The sequence below is a fragment of the Flavobacterium terrigena genome, assembly GCF_900108955.1.
In the GTDB taxonomy this organism is placed as follows: Bacteria; Bacteroidota; Bacteroidia; order Flavobacteriales; family Flavobacteriaceae; genus Flavobacterium; species Flavobacterium terrigena.
Genome location: NZ_FNYA01000001.1, coordinates 506,572 through 533,177 on the forward strand (window position 1 = coordinate 506,572; position 26,606 = coordinate 533,177).

Genomic DNA, 26,606 nt, shown 5'->3' on the forward strand with positions numbered 1-26,606 from the left:
ATTTGTTACATAAAAAAAGGATTTAAAGTAAAAAACCTTAAATCCCTTTAGTAACATAACTTTAATTTTCTATTTCAGAAATTAGAATTTTAAGTTTAATCCTAATTTATAGTTTCTTCCTCTTGAAGTAAATCCAACTGTTTCAACAAATTCTTCATTGAAAACATTTTGAACTGCAGCAAATAAACTTAAATTAGATGATACATTTATACTTAGATTTGTATGCACTAATTTGTATGATGGAACTTGTGTTGCAACAGTCGCAAAAGTACTATTATCAAAATAAGCAACATTTCTTTGGTTGATGTATTGATATTGAGCACTCCAAGAAATGTTTTTAGTAATATCAACTGCTAAATTTGCATTTGCTCTGTGTTTAGCCACAAATCTAGCAATTAGTTCATCATTTTCAATAAATGTATAGTTTCCACTTACTGTAACTTTTTCAATTGGTTTAATGCTTAAATTAGCTTCAAAACCTTTTGATTTATTAATTCCTTCAATGTTTTGGTATTGCCCGTAAGGAGGCGTACTTAAGCTTCCAAATACAATTGAATTATTTTGTTCTCTATAGAAAGCTGCACCTCCCAAAATGATTTTTTTGTTTAAAAATGATTTTTCAAAACCAATTTCTGAAGTTGAATTTTCTTGAGGTGTAAGAGCTGAATTTCCATAAGGAGAATAAACTTGATATAAACTTGGAGAAACAACAGCACCACCAATAGAACTAAATATTTTTAAACCAATTTTATTGATATTAAACGATGGATTAAAATTCCAAATTAAATAATCATCGTACACACTGTGCTTGTGGTAACGAATACCAGTATTTATATTTAAACCAAATTTAGTTTCATAAACAGCAGTTAAATAGGGATCAACTACATTATATTTTGCAACATTTCCAAGAATATCACCATAAGGTGTAAACTGATTCATATCAAAGAATTGGAATTGAACTCCTGTTACTAAGTACAATGAACTTAATACATTGTATTTATTAAATGCATCTACATTCACATTTCTTGACTTATAAAAAGAATTTGAAATACCATTCCAAGTGTCAAAATTAGTATAATCTCTTTCTAACAATCCGAATGAAGAATTGATTTTGAATTCCCCTTTTTTGTATTTATAAGTTGGTGTAAAACCAGCTCTAAATTGTTCGCTTGATAAAGAATTAAAATCATTATCTGCAAAAGCACCATCATCAAAAGTTGATTTTAATTTATCGTAATTTGCAAAGAAATCTAAATTTAGTTTTCCATTTACTTTAACTCCAAATTGTTGGTTTAAATTTAATCTCGAGAAAATATCATCTTCAAAATTTACGCCAGCAGCTTCACTCAAACCTTTAACTTCAGTACTGTTTAATGAAGTTAAAAATGAAACTTTCCCATTTGAACCATTAAACGAAAAACCTTGATTAGATTCTTTTCCATATAACTTGTGGTCTTCAGTGGTGTTTTGAGTTCCAACATTAATATATGCTGTACCAGCAACTTTATTTTTTGCAGCCTTTTTTAGAGTAATGTTAATTACAGCTGAAGCTCCGTTTGGACCATATAATACAGTTGAAGCTCCTTTTAAAATTTCGATGCTTTCCACTTGATCTACAGGTAACAAACGTAAATCGTAAGTTGTTGAAATACTTGAAGCATCAACAACTGGATTGCCATCAATTAAAATTAAAACTTGAGTTGTGTTTCCACCTCTAATAAATAAATCTAAGTTTTTTCCAGCACTTCCTTGGTTACCAACCACTTCAAAACCAGACAACTGACTTAAAACAGTTGCGACACTTTGACCTTTTCTTTGTTCTAAATCCTTTTGTGTAATTTTTTCAATACTTCTACCCGATTTTGCTTTACTATGAGCAAACTTAGTGTCCGTAATTACTACTTCTTCAATAGTTTTTGTAGAATCTTGTTCTTGTGCGATTGCAAAAGAAGTTACCAACGTAAAAAACGCGGCAAGTTTAATGAAATTCGTTTTCATCTTTAATTTTTAATTTTTTAAAAAAAATAGGAAAAAAGCACAGAATTACCCATACCCAAACTTTTTCTCCCGAAAGCTTGATACAATATGAATTGAGGCAGGTCTCCTGGCTTGCGTATTATTGTTTTCCTTCCCAAGATGCTGAAATAAATTCAGCAAGCTCAGTGGATTTGTAGTTAACAATAACCTTATTAGCATACAGTTGCGGGTACAGCTCAGGTTTTTAACCTGATTCCCTTTTAATGAATTTTACGAAAAACGCAAAATTCAACCATAATTCGATAGCAAAAATACGAATAATCTAGTTAAATCAAAATTTTAATTGATTTTAATGATTAATATTTCAATTTCGTGAAATTAAAATTCAAAGTATCGAAGAGCACTAATTCATTTTTTAAAGTTGGTAAACCTAAAACAAGTTTCAATGTTTCCTGTGCCATTAGCGTTCCAATTATTCCAGGTAAAGTCCCTAAAACGCCATTCAAAGAACAATTGGGAACGTCTTCCGAATTTGGCGGTTCTGGAAAAAGATCTCGTAAATTTTTAGAATTTTTGTGATTGAAAACTGCGATTTGTCCTTCAAACTTAAAAATGCTTCCATAAATTAAAGGCTTATTAAGTGCTACGCAAGTATCGTTAATTCTATAACGCGTTGTGAAATTATCCGTTCCATCCACAATAATATCAAAATTAGTTATGATTTCTGATGCGTTTTCTAATGTCAATTTTTCTTCAAAAACTTGAAGATTTATATGTTGATTTAGGTTTTCTAAAATCGTTTTTGCAGTCGACGCTTTTAATTGACCAACATGATTTTCCGTATATAAAATTTGGCGATGTAAATTATGCAATTCTACTTTATCAAAATCTACAATGCCAATAGTTCCAACACCAACAGCAGCTAAATATTGTAAAACTGTACAACCTAATCCGCCAGCACCAATAACTAAAACACGAGCTTGCTTTATTTTTAGTTGACCAGATTCGCCAATTTCTGCCAATTGCATTTGTCGGCTATATCTTAAAAAATCTTGAATTTCAATCATATTTAACTAGTTTTATTTTGAAGAATAAGCGATATCCCAATCTTTCCAAACGGGTTCGTATCCTGCGTTTTTAATCAGATTTGCAATTTCTTCAGAGCTTCTTTCATCACTAATTTCAAACTGTTCTAAAGATTCCACATTCACCACATAACCACCAGGATTTGTTTTAGAAGCTGCGCTCATACTCGTCACTCCAATTGGGATAATATTATTTCTGAAGTTTTCGTTTTCACGAGTCGAGATGGAAATTTCTAAATCTTCATTCCAAATTCTGTAAGCGCAAATTAGTTGCAATAAATCTTTATCGTCCATAATGAAATTATGCTTCTCGACTCCTTCTGCTGGACGCAATCTTGGAAAGGAAACAGAATATTTACTTTTCCAATAATTTTTCTGAAGATAATCGATATGCAAAGCATTAAAAAAACTATCCGTTCGCCAGTCTTCTAAACCTAACAAAACACCCAAACCAATTTTATGAATTCCAGCAGTTGCTACTCGGTCTGGCGTTTCTAAACGGAAATCGAAATTAGATTTTTTCCCTTTTGGATGATATTCTTTATAAACTTCTTGATGATACGTTTCTTGATAGACCAAAACCGAATACACACCCGCTTCATGCAATTGCAAATATTCATGTGTCGATAATGGTTGAACCTCAACAGAAATATTCGAAAAATCCTTCTTAATTAAGTCAATCGCATTTAAAAAATAATTGATATTTACCGTGTAATTTGCTTCGCCAGTTACCAATAAAACATGATCAAAGCCCATTTTTTTGAGTTCGGCAACTTCTAACAGAATTTCTGAATCTTTTAAAGTGACGCGCTTGATTTTATTGTCCAAACTAAAACCACAATAGGTGCAAATATTCTGACATTCATTACTTAAATATAATGGTGCATACATTTGAATTGTTTTTCCGAACCTTTTTTTGGTTAAATAATGACTCATTTGTGCCATTTCTTCCAAATAAGGTTGCGCAGCTGGAGAAATTAAAACCATAAAATCTTCCAAACTTTTTTTCGATTTAGCTAACGCTCTTTCCACATCAATTGTGGTCGATTGATAGATTTTAGTTTGGATTTCATTCCAGTTATATTGTTCAAAAATAGCTTTGAAAGTGTTCATTATAAATCGTTTAAAAAGGCTGTTAACGGACTTGAAGCAGCAGCGTATTTCATCGGTTGAGCCAATTGTGCTTCAAAGGCATGTCGCCCTGCAATTACAGCTTCTTTAAAAGCTTGAGCCATTAAAACTGGATTTCCAGCTACAGCAATCGCCGTATTGACTAACACAGCATCGGCACCTAATTCCATTGCTTTTGCGGCGTCTGATGGTGCGCCTAAACCTGCATCAATAATTACTGGAACTTTACTTTGTTCGATAATAATTTCTAAAAAATCGATGGTTTTTAAACCTTTATTACTTCCTATTGGCGCACCTAATGGCATGACAGCTGCAGTTCCGGCTTCTTCTAAAAGCTTACACAAAACGGGATCGGCGTGAATGTATGGCAATACAATAAAACCTAATTTAGCTAATTCTTCTGTCGCTTTTAAAGTTTCAATTGGATCTGGCATTAAGTATTTTGGATCAGGATGAATTTCTATTTTTATGAAATTTGTTTCCAATGCTTCTCTGGCTAATTGAGCCGCAAAAACAGCTTCTTTAGCATTTCTCGCACCTGAAGTATTGGGTAATAACTTTATATTTTCTTTAGGAATATGAGATAAAATTGCATCGGTTTCTGTTTCGAAATCGACTCTTTTTAAAGCCACAGTTACCAATTCACTTCCTGAAGCTAAAACCGCTTTTCCCATTTCTAAATTCGAACCAAATTTTCCAGTTCCTAAAAACAAACGCGAGTTGAATATTGTATTTCCTATTTTTAATTGTTGCATACTTCTTCTGTTTTAAATAAAATTTCTGGGTTTTCATGATGCGTAATTAAACCTGAAACGGCTACACCATAAACACCAATTTCTTCTAATATTTCAAAATCATTTTCTTCAAGTCCACCAATGGCATAAATCGGAATATCAATATTTCTCTTTTTTAATTCATTTATGATAGTTTGATAGCCTTCAATTCCTAAAATTGGACTTAATTTTTCTTTTGTTGCAGTAAATCGAAATGGCCCTAATCCGATATAATCGCATTTTTCATTTATTCTTTTCAATACATCTTGTAGTGTATTTGCTGTTCCGCCAATAATTTTATTTTCTTTTAATAGAATTCTAGCTTCCTTAACTGAAATATCGTCTAAACCTAAATGCACACCATCAGCATTAATTTGCCATGCCACTTGTACATGATCATTAATAATAAGTTTGGCATCATACGATTTACAGATTTTCTGAACCATTTTAGCAAGTTCTAATACTTCCAGAATTGATTTGTTTTTGTAACGTAATTGAATCCATTTGCAGCCAGCATCTAAAGCTTTTGAAATATTGGCTAATTGTTGTTCTGGTGTTTCTCCTTGTGAAACATATTGAATTTTCTCAAACATGATAGGCTAATTTTGATAGATTTGATTGTAATATTTTTTCTGTATATAGTTTTGCTTTTTTGCAAGCTTCTTCAAGATTTTCATCCAAACTTAAATGGGCAGTAATTGCTGAAGAAAGCACACAACCTGAGCCATGTTTTTCTGAGCAATTTTTTAAAGTTGGATGAATTGTAATTTCTTTATTCTTGGTAAGAAGAACATCTTTTCCTTTTGAATCATTTTTATGTCCGCCTTTCCATAAAACAGCAGTGTGATTTCTTAAATAATTTAAGTTTTCTTCCACTGAAATGGCATTTGGAATTAATTTTAAAACCTCATCATGATTTGGGGTAATCAATTGAATCGATTGTAAAATGAATTCTAAATCTTGTTGGTTTTCGATTTCTAAAAAGGAGAATTCAGTCGTTGATTTTAAAACGGTATCCCAAATTATTGGCACTTTTGCATCAATATTTCTAATTTTCTGAATGATTAATTTTAAATCTGATAAGCTAGAAACGATTCCGATTTTTATGGCTTTAATTTTATACTCTTTCAGAAACAATTCAATTTGAAATAGTACTTTTTCAATTGCCACCCATTCTAGTTCTATAAACTGATTTTCCGTTTGAATGGTGTAAGCCGTAGGAATCGCAATTCCGTACGTTTTCAACTGTTCAAAAGTTTTAATATCCGCTAAAATTCCTGCTCCGGCTGAAGGATCAAATCCTGCAATGGTTAATATGAATGGACGATTTTCTGACATTGTTTAAATTTTTGAACTGGATGATCATTTAACCAAATACTTCCCAAAAGCGCTACCGAATCAAAGCCTGAATCTAAAGCTATTTTCATGTTATTTTTATCTAAACCGCCAAGTGCGACTAACTCCGTATTGAAATTAGTTCTGTTGACAATTGTTCCTAAAATTGGGCTATTTTTCCCATAACCTACTTTTGAAATCGATTCGAAAACTGGGCTTAAAAAAGCATATTTCCATTCCTTAGAAAGTTGATTAAATTCATCAATGGAATGTGTGGCTGTTGATATGCTTTTTTCTTGAAATAAATTACAATCCACATTTTGCCAATCGGAAATATGATAGTTTGGGCAACTAAAATTTTCCAATGAGAAATTATGAAACACCATTTTGTCTAGAAATTCTAATCCAATTGCCTTTACAAATTCTTTCTTATCACTTTCGGAATAAGTAGGTTTTCTTACATGCAACAACACTAATCCTTCTTCAAATAATTGACGTATGATTTGAATTTCGTTATCTATTAAAAAAGGAGCAGTGATTACAATCATTACACGTAAATTTCTTTACCGTTTTCTACAAATTCTTCAGATTTGGCTTTCATTCCTTCTTCTGCAGCAGCGGAATCTCTAATTTCTTGAGAGATTTTCATCGAACAGAATTTCGGTCCACACATCGAACAAAAATGCGCAACTTTCGCACCATCAGCTGGTAAAGTTTCATCGTGGAATTCTCTTGCTGTATCTGGATCTAACGCCAAATTAAATTGGTCTTCCCAACGGAATTCAAAACGTGCTTTGCTTAATGCATTATCTCTATATTGAGCTCCTGGATGGCCTTTTGCTAAATCGGCAGCATGAGCCGCAATTTTATAGGTAATTACGCCATCTTTAACGTCTTTTTTATTGGGTAAGCCTAAGTGTTCTTTCGGAGTCACATAACACAACATCGCACAACCATACCAACCTATCATAGCTGCACCAATTGCAGAAGTAATGTGATCATACCCTGGTGCAATATCTGTAGTTAATGGTCCTAAAGTATAAAAAGGCGCTTCATCACAATGTTCCAATTGTTTCTCCATATTTTCCTTAATCATGTGCATTGGCACGTGACCTGGACCTTCAATAAAAACTTGCACATCATGTTTCCAAGCGATTTTTGTTAGTTCACCTAAAGTTTCTAATTCGGCAAATTGCGCGGCATCATTCGCATCAGCGATAGAACCTGGACGAAGTCCGTCACCTAATGAAAACGCCACATCATATTTTTTTAGAATTTCGCAGATTTCCTCAAAATGCGTGTATAAGAAATTTTCTTGATGATGAAACAAACACCATTTCGCCATGATAGAACCTCCGCGAGAAACAATTCCGGTAACTCGATTAGCAGTTAAATGAATGTAACGTAAAAGTACTCCAGCGTGAATCGTAAAATAAGAAACACCTTGTTCTGCTTGTTCGATTAACGTATCACGAAAAATTTCCCAAGTTAAATCTTCGGCAACACCTTTTACTTTTTCTAAGGCTTGATAAATTGGCACTGTTCCGATTGGCACTGGCGAATTACGAATAATCCATTCTCTCGTTTCGTGGATATTTTTACCAGTTGATAAATCCATAATCGTATCTGCTCCCCAACGACAAGCCCAAACTGCTTTTTCTACTTCTTCATCAATACTTGAAGTCACGGCGCTATTTCCGATGTTGGCATTAATCTTCACTAAAAAATTTCTACCAATAATCATCGGTTCACTTTCTGGGTGATTGATATTATTTGGAATTACTGCTCTTCCACAAGCTACTTCATTACGAACAAACTCTGCTGTGATTTTAGTCTTTGGCGTATTCGCACCAAAACTATTTCCAACATGTTGACATTGCATCGCTTTCGTTTGGTTTTCCAATTGCTCGATGCGTTGATTTTCACGAATGGCGATGTATTCCATTTCTGGCGTAATTATGCCTTGTTTTGCATAATATAATTGTGTTACATTTTGACCTTCTTTAGCACGTTTTGGTTTGTGTTGGTATTCAAAACGTAAGTGATTTAATTTTTCATCGTATAAACGTTGCTTACCATATTCTGAGGTGATTTCATCAAGAATTTCCACATCATTACGATTTAAAATCCATTCTTCACGGATTCTTGGAATTCCTTTACGAACATCTACTTCAATATCAATATCAGTAAATGGTCCGGAAGTATCATAAACAGTCACTGGCGGATTATGTTCTACGTTTCCATTTGCTAATTTAGTATCAGACAATACGATTTCTCGCATCGCTACTTTTATCGGATGAATTTCTCCATCGATGTACACTTTTCTCGAATTTGGAAAAGGTTTTGTTGAAATTGTTTCTTCTTGCATTGTGTGTATAGATTAGATTAACCGCCTTGAGTTGCAGTAATGATTAGAATATCGTCTGTGGGAAATAGAAAAGTATTTTTCCAATGAATTTTGGAAATAATAGAGCCATTAACACCAATGGCAATACCATTTTGTTTGTTTGGACATTCGAAATCCAAAAGTTCTTGAACAGAAATAGTTTCTTGTTCGAAGTTTTTTAATTGATTGTTGATTTTTAATTCCATTACCTAAATTTTTTAAAAAAGCTTTAGGAATGGCTACTCAAGAAAGTATATAAAATATACACTTATACAGAAAGAAGTCATTTACTTTTCCCTACGCTAGTATGATCTAGATCAGGTTCAGAGGGTAAAATCTCAGCTTGCTAATTCACAAACACCCCTAAAGCATTGCAAACTTATAAAATTATTTTAACAACCTCACCATATTTTATGGTATATAAAGAAAAAGAATCTTTTAGCTGCGTTTTATGATAGTGCGATAAAATACTTCTTATTGCACCATCATGACAAAAGAGTATAATTTTATCTGCATTTTTTTGAAGTAATTCGGTGTAAAATTCGCCAACTCTTTGATGTAAACCTTTAAAGGATTCACCATTTGGAACACTGACAGTTACAAAATTATCCATCCACGGATTAATTTCTTCTAACGGAATGTCGTTCCAAGCTTTTAATTCCCAATTTCCGAAATTCATTTCCATCAATCGTTTATCGAAAATAATATTATCAGTAAAAAATTCTGCCATTTTTTTACATCTTAGTAACGGACTCGAATACACAATGGCATCAGTAGGAAGTTGTGCTTTTATTTCCTGAAAAATTTCTAGATAGGGTTCTTTGATATCCACATCGGCTTGACCGTAACAAATCCCTTTTGGAGTAACCGGTTCAGTATGACGAACTAAATATATTTCCATAATGCAATTATTGATAAATAAATGATTATTTCAGCTATTTGTTGCACGGCTCCTAAGCAATCTCCTGTGTAACCGCCAATCCATTTTTTAAAATAACGAATCGCAAAAAATCGCAAAATAATAAGTGGAAGTAAAATTAAAATATAGTTCCAATTTAAAAATACAAATACAGATAGAGGTGCTAAACCAAAGATAAAAGCACCTAGAATTTCTTTCCAAGTATTTTGTTTGGCGATAGGTTTACTTTTAGATAATTCATCTTCACGGACATATTCTGTGGTAAAAATAATTGAGATTGCGGTTAATCTACTTAAAGCATGAACCATCACAAATACCATCGCACATTGCATTATTACATAAGAATAATTACCATCTGTGTCAATTGCAGATTGAATTGCAAAAAATTTAATCGCAAATAACAAAACTAATCCAATTGCACCATAAGCACCAATAGCACTGTCTTTCATGATTTTTAGGATTTTTTCTTTCGTCCAACCGCCACCAAAACCGTCACAAACATCTGCAAAACCGTCTTCATGGAAAGCTCCTGTTGTTAGAATATTTACCAATAAACTAAAAAGAATTGTCAGTTCAAAAGAAAATAGTTTATACGAAATGGCGAAAACTAAAGCGCCAATTCCACCAACAATCCAACCAACTAAAGGGAAATATCTGGTGGCTTTGTTTAAATACGTTGGATCGTGAGTAATGTTTTTCGGACAAGGAATTCTTGTATAAAACATTAATGCTGTAAAAAATATATCTAGTTGTTTTTTCATATTTGATTTTATTCTTTATTACTTACTCCAGCGCTTTCGAAACTTGCCATTTCATTAAAAAAAGAAACGGCCGATTGTATAATTGGAAAAGCGACTGCTACTCCACTTCCTTCACCTAAACGCATTTCTAAATTAATAAGTGGTTCTGCATTTAAATAATTTAATAATGTGATGTGTGCTTTTTCGGAAGAACAATGACAAAAAATCGCGTTCTTTTTTATGTCAGGATTTTTAATTGATGCGATTAAATAACTCACAGTAGCAATAAATCCATCTACCAAAATAATCATGTTTTTGTTATAGGCTTCTAACATTGCACCAGCCATTTGAATGATTTCAAAACCTCCAAAACACGCTAATGTTTCCTCTAAATTTGAAGTTGTATGATTAGAAATCGCATCCGACAAAAGTTGTACTTTTCTATTATATTTTTCAGTATCTACTCCAGTTCCTTTTCCAACACAATCTGCAATTGGAATTTGAGTTAAAACCGACATTAAAACCGAAGCCGAAGAAGTATTTCCAATTCCCATTTCTCCAAAACCTATGCAATTTGTTCCAGAATTGGCAATTTGCTCTGTAATTTCTTTTCCGAATTGAAAGGCTAAATGCAATTCATCTAAACTCATCGCTGGAGTTTGCAAAAAAGATTGCGTTCCTTTTGCGACTTTCTTATCTATTAATTTTTCAATTTTTGGAAAATCGTAGTTCACACCAGCATCTACAATTTTTAAATCGATGTTATTTTGTTTGCAGAATACATTAATCGCAGCGCCATCGGTTAAAAAATTCTCCACCATTTGTCGAGTAACTTCTTGTGGATACGCACTTACTCCGTGATTGGCAATTCCGTGATCAGCAGCAAAAACGACTAAAGTTGGATTTGTAATTTGAATTTCTAACGACTGTTGAATAGTTGCAATTTGATGTGCAATAGTTTCTAACTTTCCTAAAGCGCCTAATGGTTTGGTTTTGTTATCTATTTTTTGCTGAATAGATTCACTTGAAATCTTTGTAGAACTTATTTCTTTGATTTCATTTTCGGAATTTATTTCTTGTTTTATAACTGTATTTTCAATTTCAGTCACAACTGGCGAAACGGTTTTTTCATTCCATTTTAATTGTTGTAACATCGGTTGGTTGTCGTAATTTGTAGCTGGTTTTCCTACACAGAAATAACCAATTGGTTCAATATATTCTGGAAAATTTAATAGGTTCTTAAAATCGTAATGATTTAAAATTGAAACCCAACCCATTGAAAAACCTTGTTCAGTTAAGGACAACCAAACGTTTTGTGCCGCACAAACCGCACTGTATTTTATGGCTTCGTTGCTACCAACAGTTCCAATGGTGAAATTATCTAACACACTTCTGTCGTAAGCAATTATGAGTCCGATTGGTACTTCTTCAATGGCTTCTAACTTTAGTTGTAAATATTTCTCTTTTTGAGTTGGAGAATCCGTTAAACTAGCGGCTTTCTCGTGATAGTTTTGAAATATTTTTTTTATTTCGGATTTAATTTCTGCTTTTCGAACAATATAAAATCTGGTAGCATTAGTTAAACCCACACTTGGTGCAAAATGGCCCGCTAAAATGGCTTTATCTAAAACTTCTTGAGGCACTTCATCTGTTGTAAAATGACGCGTATCCCTTCTTTGCTGCATTATTTCGTGTAATGACGTCATCTATTCTTCCCAGATTAAAAAGCAATAATTATCGTATGTTTTCTTGGTAAATTTTGGCAATTCAATCTTATCTTTAAAAATCGGACAATTGATCACTAACGTATGATATTCGCCATTTTCACCACAAGCATCAATTCCTTTTTGTTGTAATTCGAGTGCTAATTCTTTGGTTACGATTTTACCCAAATAGTGTTCACCCATTTCTAAATTACAAGAAACGATCATGGTTTCTATTCCTGAATCAATCATTTGAAAAACCAAATCTACTCTATCTTGTTGCCATAACGGCAGAAAAGCTTTTAGTTCTGCGGCGTTACAGACTTTTTCTTCCCATTCACGGTGTGGCTCTAAATCGATATCACCAAAAACAACACCTTCAATTTCGCATTGCTTTTTAATATCGTGTAAAATCGCAATATAATTTTTCTCGTACTCATTCCACGACGCAGGAACAGCAACTAAAGGCACACCAATTTGTTTCGCATGTTGTTCTAAAATTGACAAAGGAATTCCGTGAGAACGAGACACTTTTCCGTTTTCATTCATCATGTTTAATAAAGCTGTCGGTTTCAATCCTTGTTCTGTTGCTTTCATTAAGGCAAAACAACTGTCTTTTCCACCACTCCAAGAACTTAATACTTTCATCCTATTTAACTTGCATTGGTAAACCTGAAACCATAAAAGTCACTTTATCTGCTTTTTTTGCAATAAACTGATTCACCCAACCTTGTAATTCTACAAATTTTCTACCGATATGCGTTTCTGCGTGAACGCCCATTCCTATTTCATTTGTAATGATTATTATTGTTGTGTCTTCTATTAAAGCTAGCTTTTCAATTTCGGCTTTAGCCAATTCTAAAGAAAGTTCTACATCATTTTTTGTATCCACAAAAAAGTTGGTTAACCATAAAGTCACACAATCTACAACAGCGACTCTTCCTTTAAAATTGATTTGTGACAAGTTTTTTTCTTCTTCTATGTTCGTCCAGTTTTCGTCTCTTTCACTCTGATGTCTGTCGATTCTTTTCTGAAAATCGCCATCCCATTTTCGGGCTGTAGCCACATACATTGGGGTTGCAGAAAGTTCTAATGCTAAATTTTGAGCATAACTACTTTTTCCAGAACGTTCTCCACCAGTAATTAAATATATCATAATCTTTAAATTTCAATGTCAAAAATCAAGTTCAATTTCAAACTTCATTTTACTCTTCACTACTCACAATTCACTACTCACTAAAAGTATATGGACAATGTCTGCAACTGTTACCGCAACACGTTCCTCTTTTTAAATGAAACCATTTTGTTAAAACATACTTTTCATTTTCAATATAATAATCGATATTTTCAATGAAATGAGTAGTTTTAGGTAAATCTTTTGCTTTATTATCTTTCGCATTTTCAGGAGTAATTGTCTCTACATATTCCTCAATTTTCGCAACTGTAGCATTCTTCAAACACGTTGGACACAAACAATCTGAAATTCCATCTAAAGTAAAAATAGGCGGTAAATCATTACACCAACATTTTTTTACTTCTGATTCATTTCCACAACCAAATGGTTCTTCGCAAACGGAGCAGTATTTTTGTCTAATTGTATTCACTTCGTAAAGATAGTATTTTTACGAATTTCAAAAATTAAACCCTCATTTTTTTTATACATTTGCAAAAACAACAACGATGAACAGATTTTACTTATTAATTTTTACATTTTTATCATTATTTCTATTTAATTGTAAAAAGGAAACTTCAACAAATGAAATCACACTTGCGAAAAACAATATTAAATATGCAAAGAGTTTATCTATTGAAGAAGGAACGGATTTTACAATCGTAAAAGTTTCGAATCCTTGGCCAAATGCTAAAGAAACGTTCACTTATGTTTTAAGAAAAAACAACAGTAAAATCCCAAGTACGTATTCTAAATTTCCTGTGATTGATGTTCCGTTGAAAACTTCAATTGTAACTTCTACGACTATCATTCCATTTTTAGAACAATTAGGTGTGGAAAATAGATTAATTGGATTTCCTCATACTGATTATATTTCTTCTGAAAAAACAAGAGTCTTAATTGATCAAAAAAAGATTGTAAATGTTGGGCAAAACGAAAATTTAAATGTTGAAAAAATTATAGAATTGAATCCAGATGTCTTGGTTTCTTTTTGTGTGGATAATGTAAATCCGACTTTAAAAAACTTAGACCAAAACGGAATTAAAATTGTGATTCAAGCCGATTGGATGGAACAAACGCCACTTGGAAAAGCAGAATGGATCAAATTATATGGTGCTTTATTTGGAAAAGAAAAAGAAGCGAATGACATTTTTAATTCGATTGAAAAAAATTATAATGATGCTTTAGCTATAGTTAAAAATCAAAAGAAACAACCTACCATTTTATTAGGTTCATTATATCAAGATCAATGGTTTGTTCCGAATGGAAATAGTTGGTTAGCGTATTATATGAAAGATGCAAAAGGCGAATATTTATGGAAGCAAACGGAAGGAACTGGAAGTACACCTTTAGGTTTTGAGAAAGTTTTAGAAACTGCACATGCTGCCGATAAATGGATAACAAGTAGTTTTACTTCATTAAATGATATGAAAACTGCGAATCCAAATTATGCTGCTTTTGATGCCTTTAAAAAAGGAGAGATATATAGTTTTGAAGTCAAAACAGGAAAAACTGGTGGTGTAATTTATTACGAACAAAGCCCATCTCGTCCCGATTTAGTAATGAAAGATTTCATAAAAATTTTACATCCAGAATTAATGAAAGATTACGAATTTACTTTTGCTACAAAAATCAAATAAATGCAAAAAAATTTTAAAAACAGCTCGCTCTTTACAGGATTATTTTCCTTACTTATCTTAGCTTTTCTAGCGAATTTAGCTTTAGGAAACGTGTTAATTCCATTAGGAGATGTATGCGAAATTTTAATCAATCAAACCCATGAGAAACACACTTGGACGTATATCATTTTAGATTATAGATTTCCAAAAGCTATTGTGGCGATTTTAACTGGAGTCGGACTAAGTATTTCTGGATTAATAATGCAAACGCTTTTTAGAAATCCATTAGCCGGACCTTATGTTTTAGGTTTGAGTTCTGGCGCTAGTTTAGGTGTAGCAATTGTTATTATGGGTTCTTTTTTGCTACCTACTTTTGTTGCTGATTTTTTAGTGAATGATTATGGAATTTTAATTGGTGCTTTCTTTGGAAGTTTCTTAGTTTTGTTATTGGTTTTCTTCGTAGCTTCAAAATTAAAAGACACGATGTCAATTTTGATTGTCGGATTGATGTTTAGCAGTTTAACTAGTGCAATTATCAACGTTTTAACTTCATTTTCGAGTGCAGAACAATTACAAAAATTTACGTTTTGGACTTTAGGAAGTTTAGGGAATTTGAACCAGAATCAAGTGTATTTATTAACCATAGTAGTTTCAATAGGTTTGCTTTTAAGTTTTACGATTATCAAACCTTTGGATGGATTATTATTAGGTGAAAATTACGCGAGAAGTTTAGGAATTTCAATTAAAAGAACACGAAATATCAGTATTATTGCAACCAGTATTTTAGCTGGAACTATTACTGCATTTGTTGGTCCAATTGCCTTTGTTGGATTAGCGATTCCACATATGTCGAAATTAATTTTTCAAACGAGTAACCATAAAACCTTGTTCATAGCGACGTTGCTTTTAGGTGCCATAACGATGTTAGTTTGCGATACGATTTCTCAAATGCCAAATCAAGATTTTACTATTCCAATTAATGCGATTACTTCTATTTTAGGCGCACCAGTTGTTATTTGGTTAATTATTAGAAAGAAAGGAATTAGATAATTATGGAGTCGAAAGCTATCTTAAAAACAGAAAATCTAAACATCGGATATACTTCTAAAAAAGGTAAAATCGAGATTGCAGCTAATATCAATATTGAATTAGAAGCTGGAAAATTAATTACTTTAATTGGAGGAAACGGAATTGGAAAATCGACTTTATTAAAAACGATAACCTCAATTATTCCAGCATTAGAAGGAGAAGTTTATCTTTCTGATAAAAAAATAGCGGCTTACACTCCAGAAACCTTAGCGCAAAATTTAAGTATTGTTACGACTGAAAAATTACCAGCAAGTAATTTAACGGTTTCAGAATTAATTGCTTTAGGTCGACATCCATATACGAATTGGATGGGCAACCTAACAGAAAACGATTTCAATCATATTGAAAATGCCATTTCTGTTACGAAAGTAGATCATTTAAAATATCAAAAATACAGCGAAATAAGTGACGGACAATTGCAAAAAGTAATGATTGCAAGAGCATTAGCGCAAGATACGCCATTAATTATTTTAGATGAACCGACTACACATTTAGATTTATTTCATAAAGTGGCAGTTTTTAAATTGTTAAAAAAATTAGCCAACGAAAACAATAAATGTATTTTATTTTCGACTCATGATATTGATTTAGCGATTCAATTGAGTGACGAAATGATTGTGATGACAGAAGATTTTTGTGTACAAGATCAACCTTGTAATTTAATTGAAAAAGGTGTTTTTGATACGTTATTTAAAGACGAACATATTGTTTTTGATAAAGCACATGGTAAGTTTATTGTGAGATAATTTTTCAACATTAAGATATTAAGAATCATTAAGTTGTTTTTTAAAATCTTAATTTACTTAATAACTTAATGGTAAATTCTACTCCAAAATCCTATCAAAACTTTCCTTAAAAATCTCTTTCACTTCACCAGCTTTCAAATCTCCCAATTCAATATTTCCCACTCGAACTCTGATTAATCGTAAGGTTGGAAAACCAACAGCTGAAGTCATTTTTCGTACTTGACGGAATTTCCCTTCTGTTAAAGTTATGGAAACCCAACTTGTTGGTCCGTGACGTTCATCTCTAATTCTTCTGCCTTCACCAATGTGTATTGGATTGTCAATTAATTTCGCTTGGCATTTTTTTGTGATGTATTTTTTTCCGTGAAAACCTATTTCTACACCATTTTTAAGTTGTTCAACGGCTTCTTCGGTAATAATTCCATCAACTTGTGCATAGTATTCTTTTTCCACTTTTTTACTTCGAACCAATTCGCTCATCATTCCGTCGGTTGTCAGTAATAACAAGCCTTCCGAATCTTCATCAAGTCTGCCAATAGCCATAGTTCCTTCCGGAAAATCGTATAATTCGCCAAGTTTACGTTTATTACGTTTTAGTTCGTAAATAAACTGACTGATAAATCCGTGTGGTTTGTGTAAAATAAAATGCTGGTGTTCTTTCATGGTGCAAAAATAGTTTTTAAACACATAGGCACATAGAAAAATCAAAAATTAAGCGTTAAAAGTTAGCTATGATTTGATTAACTGTAGAAGAATCAGATAATACGCATCGGAAAGTTCTAAAAACGTCCCGACAAAGTCTAAAAATGTTCCGACAACTTCTAAAAATGCTCCGACAACTTCTAAAAACGTTCCGACAACTTCTAAAAATGCTCCGACAAACAAAAACGTTCCGACAACTTCTAAAAACGTATCGGGAAGTTATAAAAATGCATCGGGAACTTTTAAAACAAATGTGTTTCCATATGAAAGAAAATGACTTTACAAATATCAAAATTCTATGTGTTATGTGTTTTATTTTTTTAATCTGAAATTCGTTTAAAAAAAAATAGTATTTTTACTTTTTATTAAAATTATAACCCAAAAATGAACACATCCATTATCTTAGTATTCGCCATTTTAGTTTCGTTAGCCATTGGTTTCTACATTGGCAAACTGCTTTCAAAAACCCAATCTAATGCTGAAAAAAGCAATTTAGACGGACAATTAACTTCACAAAACAATCAACTTTCCGAATTAAAAATTTCGCTTCAGAATTTACAAATCGAAAAGCAAAAAGTACAAGCTGAAAAAGAAGAATTTGCTATTTTATTGGCGAAAAAGGAAAATGATTTCGATAATTTATTGGATCGTACTAAAGAACAAAAAGAAGAAATCAATCAGCTACAAGAAAAATTCAGTAAAGAATTTGAAAACTTGGCGAATAAAATTCTGGAAGAAAAAACACAGAAATTCACCGAACAAAATAAAGAAAATCTAAAAAATATTTTATCGCCTTTACAAGATAAAATTCTCCATTTTGAGAAAAAAGTAGAAGACACGCACAAAGAAAGCATCGATTATCACGCCGCTTTACGTCAGCAAATATTAGGCTTACGCGAAATGAATGCGCAAATGAGTAAAGAAACCATCAACCTAACTAAAGCTTTAAAAGGTGATAGTAAAATGCAAGGAAATTGGGGCGAATTGGTTTTGGAACGCGTTTTAGAAAAATCTGGATTAGAAAAAGGTCGTGAATACGAAGTGCAACAATCTTTCACTTCAGAAGAAGGAACGAGAATTTTACCTGATGTAATTATCAATTTACCTGATGGAAAAAAGATGGTTGTGGACAGTAAAGTTTCTTTAACTGCGTATGAAAAATATGTAAATGAAGAAGACGATGTGCAACAAAATATCTATTTAAAAGAACACGTAAATTCTGTAAAACGACACGTAGAACAATTGAGCGACAAGCGTTATCAAGACATTTATCAAATGGAAAGTCCTGATTTTGTATTGTTATTTATTCCAATTGAACCCGCGTTTGCTTTGGCTTTACAAGAAGATTTGAATTTATACAACAAAGCTTTTGAAAAGAATATAGTGATTGTGACACCTTCTACGCTTTTGGCGACTTTGCGTACGATAGATAGCATGTGGACGAATCAAAAACAGCAAGAAAATGCGATTGAAATTGCGCGTCAAGCTGGAGCTTTATATGATAAATTTGAAGGTTTTGTTTCCGATTTAATTAAGATTGGTAAAAAAATGGACGAAGCCAAAGTAGAATATTCATCGGCTATGAATAAGTTGACTGAAGGAAAAGGAAATTTAGTGACAAGTGCCGAAAAGTTAAAGAAAATGGGCGCTAAAGCGAAAAAAGCCTTACCAGAAGCTATTTTAAAAAGAGCTGAAAATAACGAAGAATTACTAACCGAGTCTGACAATTAACTCAGATTAAAAACCTAACAATATGACTATAATACGAAAGATTTTAGTGTATGGAATACTTGCAATTGTATTAGCTGCTTCAGCCTACATCGCTGCTTTATATTACGCTACTTTTAGTGACGGAATTCGAACTGGCGAATTAATTAAATTTAGTCATAAAGGTTATATTTTTAAAACTTGGGAAGGTGAATTAAGTCAAGGACTTTCTGGTTCACAAAAATTTGCATTTTCTGTAATGGACAATCAACCAGAAGTGATTGAACAAATGAAAGTGAATCAAGGAAAATTTGTAAAAATTGAATACATTGAACGATACGGAACCTTTTCTTGGTGGGGCGAAACGAATTATTATATCACCAAAGTTACTCCAGAAAAATCACCTTATTTTAACGTCAAATAATGAATACTTCTAATACAGTTTCTGCATCAAAAATTACATTATCGGAATTAATGTTACCTTCGCATAGTAATTTTAGCGGAAAAATTCATGGTGGATATTTGTTAAGTTTAATGGATCAAATTGCGTTTGCTTGTGCTTCAAAATATTGCGGAAGTTATTGTGTAACAGCATCAGTTGATACAGTGAATTTTCTAAATCCAGTTGAAATTGGCGAATTAGTTACCTTAAAAGCTTGCGTAAATTATGTAGGAAATAGTTCAATGGTAGTTGGTATTAGAGTGACTTCGCAAAACATTCAAACTGGAAAAGTCAAACATACTAATTCTAGTTATTTCACAATGGTAGCCAAAAACTCAGATGGCGAAAATGTTCAAGTTCCAAAATTAATATTATCCAATTTAGAAGAAGTACGTCGTTTTTACGAAAGCATCAATCGAATTTCAGCTAAAAAAGCGTCCTTACAAGACGAAATTACTTTAGATTTTTCTTCAAAAGAAGCATTAGATAATTTAGAAAAATTTAATATTGTACTTAATTTAAAATAAATCCTAAATGATTTTAAAAAGTTAAAAGTTACTGAATAAAACCAAATAATCTAATAAATATCACAAAAAACTATATTCTTGTTATTATTTTTTCACTATTTTAGTAAAAAATTAATAATATGCACAAAAAACTACTTTCAACATTACTATTATTTAGCATTGTAATTTTATTGTTTTCATGTAATAATGATGACACCGAACAAGAATACATTGACGTTCCAACTTCACCAGTTAAAGTAGATTTAACTCAAGTTCCTTATCCGAAACTTTCCGATTATCATTTTTTTAATGGAGATATGAAAAATCAAATTCCATCATTGAATGTAATTCCATACACTCCAGCTAGTTCCCTATTCACAGATTATGCTCATAAAAAAAGATTTGTTTGGATGCCAATTGGTGTAAAAGCAACATTTAATGGTGATTCAAATGTATTAGAATTACCTGTTGGTGCTGCATTAATAAAAACTTTTTATTACGAAAATGTGCAGCCAAATAATACCACTCGAATTTTAGAAACAAGAGTTATGATTCGAAAACAAACAGGTTGGATTTTCGCAGATTATGTTTGGAATGATGCACAAACTGAAGCTACTTTAGATTTAAATGGAAGTTTTGTAAATATATCATGGAAAGATGAAAATGACATTATAAAAACTACAGATTACAGAATTCCATCCGAAGTACAATGTATTATTTGTCATAAAAGTACACAAATAGTAAATGGAAATCCACAAACCATTCATATTCCAATTGGAATCAAACCTCAAAATTTAAACTTTAATTATAACTACGGAACTTCGTCTCAAAATCAATTAATCAAATGGATTGAACAAGGTTATTTAAATAACAATTTCACTTTACCAACTGAAAACAATACTGCAATTGATTACAACGACACTTCGAAATCTTTAGAAATAAGAGCGCGTTCTTATGTGGATATTAATTGTGCACATTGTCATCAAAACGGAAAACATTGTGATTATAGACCTATGAGATTTGCCTTTAATGAAACGGGAAATGCAAACGGACCAGCTAATATGGGTGTTTGTGTTGACACTCAAGATATGCAAAATTTTGCACCAGCATTAAGTAAAATTGTAACCCCTGGGAATATTAATCGTTCAATGATGTATTACAGATTGAATACTACAAACGAGACATTTAGAATGCCACTTCATGGAAGAACAATTATCCATGAAGAAGGCTTGAACTTAATTGGTCAATGGATTAACTCACTACAGCCCTGTCAGTAAAAACAAACTAAAAACCATTATGACATGAAAAAAACTACTACACTAATTTTATTACTAGCTACAGGTTATTTTGCATCAGCACAAGACACTTGTGCTAGTGCTCTTACAATTACGCCCGGAAATCATATTGTTTCCGCAGTAAATGGAACTGATGTTCCAACTCCAATTTGTGCCGCAAATGGTACTGGAGCAACCAAAGGTGAATGGTATATTTATATACCAACTCAAACTTACACTACAACAGTTAGCACAAATATTGCTGCAAATACACCAAAAATCGACACCCGCTTTCATGTTTACACAGGAATTTGCGGAGCATTTACCTGTGTTGGTGGTGATGATGATTCTGGAGCAAATCTTTCTTCTGTAGGAAGTTTTACAGCTAATGCAGGAACAACCTATTATATTGCTTGGGACAATAGATGGTCTTCAGCAGGATTTACTTTTCAATTGACAGAGGCTACATATGTTCCACCAATTCCAACTCCAATAAACTATACCACACAAACAATTAGTACAATAAACAGTACTTATAACAGCTGTATAGTAGATATGAACGGAGACTATAAGGACGATATTGTTGGTGTAAGCGCTAATAATTTGAAAGTTCATTACCAAGGTGCTGGCGGAACATTTACAGTTAATAATTTTCCAATAACTGGAACTAGTGACATGCCATCATGGAGTTTAGCAGCTGGTGATTATAACAGAGATGGCTTTAATGATTTAGTTTTAGGTAGTTCAAGCGGACTTACATTTTGGCAATCAAACAACACAGGAACGACATATTCAAATGTTAATCCGTCCGAATATATTTTCTGTCAAAGAACAAATTTTATTGACATCAATAACGACGGAAATTTAGATGCCTTTTCTTGTCATGATGTAGCTCCAAATGTATATTATTTAAATAATGGCACTTCATTTACACATTATCAATCTGGCGTAACACCTGGCGCATATTCTTTAGGAACACTTTCTAGCGGAGGAAATTACGCTTCTATATGGACAGATTATGACAATGATGGTGATTCAGACATGTTTATTTCAAAATGCTCTGGTCCTCCATGTGAATTACATAGAAATGATGGAAATGGCGTTTTTACAGATGTTTCTGCACAAGCACAAATTAACTTCACACCTGTACAATCTTGGTCATCTGCTGTTGCAGATTTTGATAATGATGGCGATATGGACATTTTAATTGGAGCTAATGGTGGAAGTGGTCAAAGTAGATTATACAGAAACAATTTAGATACATCAAATAGTACGGAAGAAGCTTTTACAAACATAACAGTTGGTTCAGGTTGGGATTCATTCAATACCATTAATAGAGATTATATTGCTTATGATTTTGATAATAACGGATTTATTGATGTTATGGGAGGCGGAAATAAAATCATGTTCAATCAAGGAAATAACACATTTTCTGTAGCTAATTACTCGCCTTATATTACTCTTGGTGCGATTGGAGATTTAAACAATGATGGCTTTCTAGATATTGCAAACGGTAGTGCAATTCATACAGCAGTTCCAAACGGAAATAACTGGGTGAAAGTAACTTTACAAGGAATTCAAAGTAACAGAAACGGAATTGGTGCTCGTGTAGAAATTTATGGCACTTGGGGAAAACAAATTAGAGATATCAGAAGTGGTGAAGGATTTGAATTTATGAGTACTTTAAATGCACATTTCGGAATTGGTACAGCAACTGCTATTACACAAATAAAAATCATTTGGCCTTCTGGAACTGTAGATGTAATTACAAATCCAAACATTAACCAATCATTAAATGTTATTGAAGGAAACTTCCCATTGAGCGCAACTTCATTTAATGGAAAAGAAATTAAAATATATCCAAATCCAACTTCAGATTATTTATCAATTTCTAATTTAGAAAGTATTAATGTTTCTACAATGAATATTATTGATACTACTGGAAAAACAATTAAAAAGGTAACTTCTAATTTTACAAAAATTGATGTTTCTAACTTAAGTGAAGGTATTTATATTTTAAGTATTGAAACTAAAGACGGGAAAAAATTTGCTGAGAATTTCATTAAGAAATAAAACAAATAAACTTTATAATTAAAAAAGGCTATCTGAATTCAGATAGCCTTTTTTAATTATAAATCTACATTCACAAATTTATTCAAGAAATCTAAATGCAATATCGTTTTAGTGTTTGATTCATTTTTATCATACATAGGCAAAAACTTAGCGCCATATACAATCTCATCAAAAGTATAAGAAGTTCGCTTTACAACCGTTGCACTATACATATCGTCAAAAGCCTTTACATATACCAATACTTCTCCAATAGTTTGTTGATAATCTGAGGCATTCAAATTAAACAATGGACTTTCTTCATCAATTGGATGAACCAACGTCCAGCTTAAAGTTAGCGAATTAATTCTCGTCATTTCTAAAGGTAAACTATAAAATTTATTGGTTGAAACACCGTTTTCTTCAATTAAAATCCCAACAGTAATCAACGCTTCTGCATCTGTTAAATTAGTGTTTTTATGTGGAGCCATTCTCATCATCAAAGCTTTACCATTTCTATATGGAGCAATTAAAGCATTTTCTGAAAATTGAATATGAGCATTTGGTTTACTAAATCTCCCATAAAATAATCCAGTAGCAATAGCAAAGCTTAGCAGTCCAGATAAAGCTTCAACAGCAGCTACAAAACTAGCTAAAAATCCAGATGGACTAATATGTCCATAACCAACTGTGGTAAACGTTTGAATACTAAAGAAAAAAGCTTCACCAAACTTATCCATTCTTGTGATAGAATCTACACCTCGTAAATTTTCTACACCAATAAGCAGATAAATTGACGCGAAAAACAAATTCACAACAAAATAAAAAAGTATTATAATAAACAAAAACTTCCAACGTGGAATTTTCAACATAATATGATACCAGCTGATACTATCTAAAAAACCAATGCCTACTTTTTGAATGTTGGCATTTCCGTTTTTATTAATAAATCGGCCACCATAATTTTGAGAATTCGTTCCAAAACCTGTGTTATTTTCAGCCTTTGCCTTTTTATTTATTTTTTTGAGTATTGACATATATTAAAAAAATCCCAAAATTATGGGACTTTGTAAAATTACTATTTTTTTGATTATTATTCTATAATAACTTTCTTCCAAATCTTTTCTTTATCATTTTTTAATTCTAATAAATAGACTCCAATTGGAAGACCAGATAAATTAAATTCAACATTTTCAGAAGTATCATCAACCTTAATTGTTTTAACAAAAACACCGTTAATAGTATACACATCAATTGTATTTAAAAAGGTTTTAGTTGCAATGGTAAAATTCCCAGTACTTGGATTTGGATAAACTCTTGAAGCATTTAAAGAAAAATCATCTAAACCTAAAATAGCAAATGTTGTATCTAACAAAACACCTCTGTTTGTAGCACCATGGTATGATAAAGCAAAAGATGCCGAACTGAATCGTGCCCAAGCTAAATCTATATCAGAATTTGCAAAATTAAAAGTAAAATCATTCGAATCACCAGTACTAAATGGCCTTGTGTAAACTAATGTTCTTAATCCTGCTGATGGAGAATTGTCGGTATTAGTAACCAAAGTCCAATTGTTAGTAGTGTCATTTGTAGGTGGATTTCCAATTCCGTTATGTCTGGCATCCACTAATATAGATCCATTCCAATACACTAAATCAGCACCAGCTTCCATTCCTCCACTAAAAGAGCCAAACTGCAAAGCAAACCATCTGTCGTTTGGTCCAGAAAGCGTTAATGTAACTAAAGACGTTCCATTATCTAAAGTCATATTTGCCGTCATATTCGTAGTTAAATTAATAACACCCGTTGATTTTTGCTGAGCATTTAGTAACGCAGCAACAAAAATAAATAATAAAGTAATTTTCTTTTTCATAGCTTTTTTTTTATTTTTTTAATAATTGGATAATCATATCATCATTCGTATTTACTGCATATTCAAAAGCTGTTTTACCATCATTATCTTTCAATAATTTATCGGCTTTGTGTTGCAGTAATATTTTAATAATTTCAATTTTTTTAAACTGGGTAGCCAACATTAAAGCCGTTACACCTGTTTTATTTGTTAAATCTAAATTTGCATTTTTCTCAATTAGTAAATGTATCAATCCAACATCATTTTTCATTACAGCTGCCATTAAAGCTGTTCCTTCTGGCGATTGATAATTAACATCATTAACAATGGTAATTAAATATTTAGCTACTTCAAAATTTCCTCGATACGATGCTAATATTAGTGGTGAAAATTCGTTTTTGTCAACTTCATTTACACAATTTGCATTTTTCTCGAAAAGCATTTTCATTTCTTCAACTGTTCCGTTTCTTGCGACAGAAAAAACATCCTTCTGTGCAAAGGAAAAAGAAAACATCAATAAAAATAAAGTTACTAATCTCATCTTTTAAAAAACTCTAACTAAATTAAATCCAAAAGCAATTTGTCCATCACCCCAACTTCCAGCTGTATTTCCTAAATAACCCGATTCGTGCATGGCTTGCGAATTGGTAAAATGCATTTGAAAAACATGTCCACCAGTTTCCAAATCGAAACCAATTGAAAGCGGATTTTTAAATACTGAATTACTTGCTCTGTTTAAATGTGCGGCATAATCCATATTAAAAGACCAACGTTTAGTTAATTTATATCTTCCACCTAAACCTAATGCAAATTGACTATTTTCTTGTGAATTATTGGCCACATAATTTTCATGAAAATACGTTGGTGCCATTTCTAAAGACAAATTATCATTAAATTTTCTTGAAATTAGAATCTGATTTACGTATGCTAATCGATCACTAAATTCAATTTTTGGCAAAAGAACTTTATCTAATTCTGTATTAATTGCTAAACTATTAAAGCCTACAATTTCAAAAGGAGAACCCGATTTATTCTGACTTACCAAACGATATTTAGCTGCAAATTCATAGGCTTTCTGAAAACCTGAACGCGAAGCATGAATACTTATTCCTTTCGTTAATCCGTACACAAATTGCAAACGTGTATTGGCTTCATCTAAACCAAAAAAATCCTTAAAACCTTTATCAAAATATCCAAATCGGTGAGAAACCACAAAATATAAATCTCCTTTTGAGGCTAATTTTGTAGATTCTAAATTTACTATTTTTAACGATTTAAATGCTGAAACAACCATATTGTTTGGTGTTGCTACAGAATCTATTTCGCTTAATAAATCGTCTTGAGCCACCATTAAAAAAGGGAAAACACAAAATAATAAAGTAATTTTTTTTAGCATAATC

Annotated in this window: 29 protein-coding genes and 2 riboswitches; of the genes, 8 read left to right on the plus strand and 21 right to left on the minus strand. The window is 32.0% G+C overall.

Features of this window, described 5'->3' with window-relative positions; translation table 11 throughout:
* Nucleotides 1–81: 81 nt before the first annotated feature.
* The 15 genes from BMX42_RS02420 to BMX42_RS02490 form a co-directional block, all read right to left on the minus strand.
* A complete protein-coding gene (locus tag BMX42_RS02420; RefSeq protein WP_091307989.1) occupies nt 82–1,998 on the minus strand; it encodes a TonB-dependent receptor plug domain-containing protein in 1,917 nt (638 codons plus the stop codon).
* A gap of 79 nt (nt 1,999–2,077) precedes the next feature.
* A riboswitch (cobalamin riboswitch) is annotated at nt 2,078–2,289 on the minus strand.
* Between the two features lie 44 nt (nt 2,290–2,333).
* A complete protein-coding gene (locus tag BMX42_RS02425; protein ID WP_091307992.1) occupies nt 2,334–3,044 on the minus strand; it encodes a HesA/MoeB/ThiF family protein in 711 nt (236 codons plus the stop codon).
* A gap of 12 nt (nt 3,045–3,056) precedes the next feature.
* A complete protein-coding gene (gene thiH / locus BMX42_RS02430) occupies nt 3,057–4,175 on the minus strand; it encodes a 2-iminoacetate synthase ThiH (protein ID WP_091307995.1) in 1,119 nt (372 codons plus the stop codon).
* Nucleotides 4,175–4,948 (minus strand): thiazole synthase, encoded by a 774-nt coding sequence (locus BMX42_RS02435; RefSeq protein WP_091307997.1) that lies wholly within the window; start codon nt 4,946–4,948, stop codon nt 4,175–4,177. The genes thiH and BMX42_RS02435 overlap by 1 nt, the downstream gene beginning before the upstream one ends.
* On the minus strand, nt 4,936–5,559 hold the full coding sequence (locus tag BMX42_RS02440; protein WP_091308000.1) for a thiamine phosphate synthase: 624 nt from the start codon (nt 5,557–5,559) through the stop codon (nt 4,936–4,938). The genes BMX42_RS02435 and BMX42_RS02440 overlap by 13 nt, the downstream gene beginning before the upstream one ends.
* Nucleotides 5,552–6,304 (minus strand): hydroxymethylpyrimidine/phosphomethylpyrimidine kinase, encoded by a 753-nt coding sequence (locus tag BMX42_RS02445; RefSeq protein WP_091308003.1) that lies wholly within the window; start codon nt 6,302–6,304, stop codon nt 5,552–5,554. Before BMX42_RS02445 ends, BMX42_RS02440 begins: the two co-directional genes overlap by 8 nt.
* Nucleotides 6,277–6,849, minus strand: a complete 573-nt coding sequence (locus BMX42_RS02450) for a thiamine phosphate synthase (protein ID WP_091308006.1) — start codon at nt 6,847–6,849, stop codon at nt 6,277–6,279. Before BMX42_RS02450 ends, BMX42_RS02445 begins: the two co-directional genes overlap by 28 nt.
* On the minus strand, nt 6,849–8,669 hold the full coding sequence (thiC, locus tag BMX42_RS02455; RefSeq protein WP_091308010.1) for a phosphomethylpyrimidine synthase ThiC: 1,821 nt from the start codon (nt 8,667–8,669) through the stop codon (nt 6,849–6,851). The genes BMX42_RS02450 and thiC overlap by 1 nt, the downstream gene beginning before the upstream one ends.
* Nucleotides 8,670–8,686: 17 nt before the next feature.
* Nucleotides 8,687–8,893, minus strand: a complete 207-nt coding sequence (thiS, locus tag BMX42_RS02460; RefSeq protein ID WP_091308013.1) for a sulfur carrier protein ThiS — start codon at nt 8,891–8,893, stop codon at nt 8,687–8,689.
* Nucleotides 8,894–8,964: 71 nt separating this feature from the next.
* Nucleotides 8,965–9,062, minus strand: a riboswitch (TPP riboswitch).
* A gap of 4 nt (nt 9,063–9,066) precedes the next feature.
* Nucleotides 9,067–9,588, minus strand: coding sequence for a histidine phosphatase family protein (locus BMX42_RS02465; RefSeq protein ID WP_091308015.1), 522 nt, complete (start codon nt 9,586–9,588; stop codon nt 9,067–9,069).
* Nucleotides 9,573–10,367, minus strand: a complete 795-nt coding sequence (locus BMX42_RS02470; protein WP_091308018.1) for an adenosylcobinamide-GDP ribazoletransferase — start codon at nt 10,365–10,367, stop codon at nt 9,573–9,575. The genes BMX42_RS02465 and BMX42_RS02470 overlap by 16 nt, the downstream gene beginning before the upstream one ends.
* Nucleotides 10,368–10,375: 8 nt before the next feature.
* A complete protein-coding gene (gene cobT / locus BMX42_RS02475) occupies nt 10,376–12,031 on the minus strand; it encodes a nicotinate-nucleotide--dimethylbenzimidazole phosphoribosyltransferase (protein ID WP_245748204.1) in 1,656 nt (551 codons plus the stop codon).
* A gap of 21 nt (nt 12,032–12,052) precedes the next feature.
* A complete protein-coding gene (locus BMX42_RS02480) occupies nt 12,053–12,697 on the minus strand; it encodes a Dph6-related ATP pyrophosphatase (RefSeq protein WP_091308024.1) in 645 nt (214 codons plus the stop codon).
* A 1-nt stretch (nt 12,698) separates the two neighbouring features.
* Nucleotides 12,699–13,205: a bifunctional adenosylcobinamide kinase/adenosylcobinamide-phosphate guanylyltransferase gene (locus tag BMX42_RS02485; protein ID WP_091308026.1), complete on the minus strand. Its 507-nt coding sequence runs from the start codon at nt 13,203–13,205 to the stop codon at nt 12,699–12,701.
* 73 nt (nt 13,206–13,278) lie between these two features.
* Nucleotides 13,279–13,653, minus strand: coding sequence for a DUF5522 domain-containing protein (locus tag BMX42_RS02490; RefSeq protein WP_091308029.1), 375 nt, complete (start codon nt 13,651–13,653; stop codon nt 13,279–13,281).
* A gap of 76 nt (nt 13,654–13,729) precedes the next feature.
* On the opposite strand from BMX42_RS02490, the gene BMX42_RS02495 reads away from it, so the two are divergent.
* The 3 genes from BMX42_RS02495 to BMX42_RS02505 are packed head-to-tail and all read left to right on the plus strand — an operon-like array spanning nt 13,730 to nt 16,674.
* Nucleotides 13,730–14,860, plus strand: coding sequence for an ABC transporter substrate-binding protein (locus BMX42_RS02495; RefSeq protein ID WP_091308032.1), 1,131 nt, complete (start codon nt 13,730–13,732; stop codon nt 14,858–14,860).
* Complete coding sequence (locus BMX42_RS02500) at nt 14,861–15,889, plus strand: iron ABC transporter permease (protein WP_091308035.1); 1,029 nt, start codon at nt 14,861–14,863, stop codon at nt 15,887–15,889.
* 2 nt (nt 15,890–15,891) lie between these two features.
* Entirely contained in the window at nt 15,892–16,674 is a 783-nt protein-coding gene (locus tag BMX42_RS02505) for an ABC transporter ATP-binding protein (RefSeq protein ID WP_091308039.1), read from the plus strand.
* A gap of 78 nt (nt 16,675–16,752) precedes the next feature.
* Here the strand turns inward: BMX42_RS02505 and BMX42_RS02510 are convergent, their stop codons facing one another.
* Both BMX42_RS02510 and BMX42_RS14495 read right to left on the minus strand, forming a co-directional pair.
* Nucleotides 16,753–17,337 carry a pseudouridine synthase gene (locus tag BMX42_RS02510; RefSeq protein ID WP_091308043.1) on the minus strand — a complete coding sequence of 195 codons (585 nt, stop codon included), beginning with the start codon at nt 17,335–17,337 and terminating at the stop codon, nt 16,753–16,755.
* Between the two features lie 66 nt (nt 17,338–17,403).
* Nucleotides 17,404–17,559 (minus strand): hypothetical protein, encoded by a 156-nt coding sequence (locus tag BMX42_RS14495; protein WP_177169101.1) that lies wholly within the window; start codon nt 17,557–17,559, stop codon nt 17,404–17,406.
* Between the two features lie 201 nt (nt 17,560–17,760).
* Here BMX42_RS14495 and rmuC point away from each other — a divergent pair, with 201 nt between their 5' ends.
* The 5 genes from rmuC to BMX42_RS02535 all read left to right on the plus strand — a co-directional run bounded on the left by rmuC (nt 17,761) and on the right by BMX42_RS02535 (nt 23,378).
* Entirely contained in the window at nt 17,761–19,107 is a 1,347-nt protein-coding gene (rmuC, locus tag BMX42_RS02515; RefSeq protein ID WP_091308046.1) for a DNA recombination protein RmuC, read from the plus strand.
* A gap of 22 nt (nt 19,108–19,129) precedes the next feature.
* Entirely contained in the window at nt 19,130–19,507 is a 378-nt protein-coding gene (locus BMX42_RS02520) for a 6-phosphogluconate dehydrogenase (RefSeq protein ID WP_317040021.1), read from the plus strand.
* Nucleotides 19,507–20,052, plus strand: a complete 546-nt coding sequence (locus BMX42_RS02525) for an acyl-CoA thioesterase (protein WP_091308053.1) — start codon at nt 19,507–19,509, stop codon at nt 20,050–20,052. Before BMX42_RS02520 ends, BMX42_RS02525 begins: the two co-directional genes overlap by 1 nt.
* A 119-nt stretch (nt 20,053–20,171) precedes the next feature.
* Nucleotides 20,172–21,308 (plus strand): hypothetical protein, encoded by a 1,137-nt coding sequence (locus tag BMX42_RS02530; protein WP_091308057.1) that lies wholly within the window; start codon nt 20,172–20,174, stop codon nt 21,306–21,308.
* A 24-nt stretch (nt 21,309–21,332) separates the two neighbouring features.
* Nucleotides 21,333–23,378, plus strand: a complete 2,046-nt coding sequence (locus BMX42_RS02535; protein ID WP_091308062.1) for an FG-GAP-like repeat-containing protein — start codon at nt 21,333–21,335, stop codon at nt 23,376–23,378.
* Between the two features lie 56 nt (nt 23,379–23,434).
* Here the strand turns inward: BMX42_RS02535 and BMX42_RS02540 are convergent, their stop codons facing one another.
* Genes BMX42_RS02540 through BMX42_RS02555 form a run of 4 tightly spaced genes read right to left on the minus strand, consistent with a single transcriptional unit; the run spans nt 23,435 to nt 26,602 of the window.
* Nucleotides 23,435–24,391 (minus strand): ion channel, encoded by a 957-nt coding sequence (locus tag BMX42_RS02540; protein WP_091308065.1) that lies wholly within the window; start codon nt 24,389–24,391, stop codon nt 23,435–23,437.
* 56 nt (nt 24,392–24,447) lie between these two features.
* Nucleotides 24,448–25,227 (minus strand): T9SS type A sorting domain-containing protein, encoded by a 780-nt coding sequence (locus BMX42_RS02545; protein ID WP_091308069.1) that lies wholly within the window; start codon nt 25,225–25,227, stop codon nt 24,448–24,450.
* Between the two features lie 10 nt (nt 25,228–25,237).
* Nucleotides 25,238–25,747, minus strand: a complete 510-nt coding sequence (locus BMX42_RS02550) for an ankyrin repeat domain-containing protein (RefSeq protein WP_091308072.1) — start codon at nt 25,745–25,747, stop codon at nt 25,238–25,240.
* Between the two features lie 3 nt (nt 25,748–25,750).
* A complete protein-coding gene (locus BMX42_RS02555; RefSeq protein ID WP_091308076.1) occupies nt 25,751–26,602 on the minus strand; it encodes a DUF5777 family beta-barrel protein in 852 nt (283 codons plus the stop codon).
* Nucleotides 26,603–26,606: the final 4 nt, after the last annotated feature.

Coding starts and splice junctions, on each gene's coding strand:
- BMX42_RS02440 (WP_091308000.1), bottom strand. CDS start 5,559: ATGTTTGAGAAAATTCAATATGTTTCACAAGGAGAAACACCAGAACAA.
- BMX42_RS02480 (WP_091308024.1), bottom strand. CDS start 12,697: ATGAAAGTATTAAGTTCTTGGAGTGGTGGAAAAGACAGTTGTTTTGCC.
- BMX42_RS02505 (WP_091308039.1), top strand. CDS start 15,892: ATGGAGTCGAAAGCTATCTTAAAAACAGAAAATCTAAACATCGGATAT.
- BMX42_RS02450 (WP_091308006.1), bottom strand. CDS start 6,849: ATGATTGTAATCACTGCTCCTTTTTTAATAGATAACGAAATTCAAATC.
- BMX42_RS02555 (WP_091308076.1), bottom strand. CDS start 26,602: ATGCTAAAAAAAATTACTTTATTATTTTGTGTTTTCCCTTTTTTAATG.
- BMX42_RS02420 (WP_091307989.1), bottom strand. CDS start 1,998: ATGAAAACGAATTTCATTAAACTTGCCGCGTTTTTTACGTTGGTAACT.
- BMX42_RS02500 (WP_091308035.1), top strand. CDS start 14,861: ATGCAAAAAAATTTTAAAAACAGCTCGCTCTTTACAGGATTATTTTCC.
- BMX42_RS02540 (WP_091308065.1), bottom strand. CDS start 24,391: ATGTCAATACTCAAAAAAATAAATAAAAAGGCAAAGGCTGAAAATAAC.
- thiC (WP_091308010.1), bottom strand. CDS start 8,669: ATGCAAGAAGAAACAATTTCAACAAAACCTTTTCCAAATTCGAGAAAA.
- BMX42_RS02525 (WP_091308053.1), top strand. CDS start 19,507: ATGAATACTTCTAATACAGTTTCTGCATCAAAAATTACATTATCGGAA.
- BMX42_RS02535 (WP_091308062.1), top strand. CDS start 21,333: ATGAAAAAAACTACTACACTAATTTTATTACTAGCTACAGGTTATTTT.
- BMX42_RS02545 (WP_091308069.1), bottom strand. CDS start 25,227: ATGAAAAAGAAAATTACTTTATTATTTATTTTTGTTGCTGCGTTACTA.
- BMX42_RS02435 (WP_091307997.1), bottom strand. CDS start 4,948: ATGCAACAATTAAAAATAGGAAATACAATATTCAACTCGCGTTTGTTT.
- BMX42_RS02445 (WP_091308003.1), bottom strand. CDS start 6,304: ATGTCAGAAAATCGTCCATTCATATTAACCATTGCAGGATTTGATCCT.
- cobT (WP_245748204.1), bottom strand. CDS start 12,031: ATGCAGCAAAGAAGGGATACGCGTCATTTTACAACAGATGAAGTGCCT.
- rmuC (WP_091308046.1), top strand. CDS start 17,761: ATGAACACATCCATTATCTTAGTATTCGCCATTTTAGTTTCGTTAGCC.
- BMX42_RS02485 (WP_091308026.1), bottom strand. CDS start 13,205: ATGATATATTTAATTACTGGTGGAGAACGTTCTGGAAAAAGTAGTTAT.
- BMX42_RS02530 (WP_091308057.1), top strand. CDS start 20,172: ATGCACAAAAAACTACTTTCAACATTACTATTATTTAGCATTGTAATT.
- BMX42_RS02510 (WP_091308043.1), bottom strand. CDS start 17,337: ATGAAAGAACACCAGCATTTTATTTTACACAAACCACACGGATTTATC.
- BMX42_RS02470 (WP_091308018.1), bottom strand. CDS start 10,367: ATGAAAAAACAACTAGATATATTTTTTACAGCATTAATGTTTTATACA.
- BMX42_RS02550 (WP_091308072.1), bottom strand. CDS start 25,747: ATGAGATTAGTAACTTTATTTTTATTGATGTTTTCTTTTTCCTTTGCA.
- BMX42_RS02520 (WP_317040021.1), top strand. CDS start 19,130: ATGACTATAATACGAAAGATTTTAGTGTATGGAATACTTGCAATTGTA.
- thiH (WP_091307995.1), bottom strand. CDS start 4,175: ATGAACACTTTCAAAGCTATTTTTGAACAATATAACTGGAATGAAATC.
- BMX42_RS02425 (WP_091307992.1), bottom strand. CDS start 3,044: ATGATTGAAATTCAAGATTTTTTAAGATATAGCCGACAAATGCAATTG.
- thiS (WP_091308013.1), bottom strand. CDS start 8,893: ATGGAATTAAAAATCAACAATCAATTAAAAAACTTCGAACAAGAAACT.
- BMX42_RS02465 (WP_091308015.1), bottom strand. CDS start 9,588: ATGGAAATATATTTAGTTCGTCATACTGAACCGGTTACTCCAAAAGGG.
- BMX42_RS02495 (WP_091308032.1), top strand. CDS start 13,730: ATGAACAGATTTTACTTATTAATTTTTACATTTTTATCATTATTTCTA.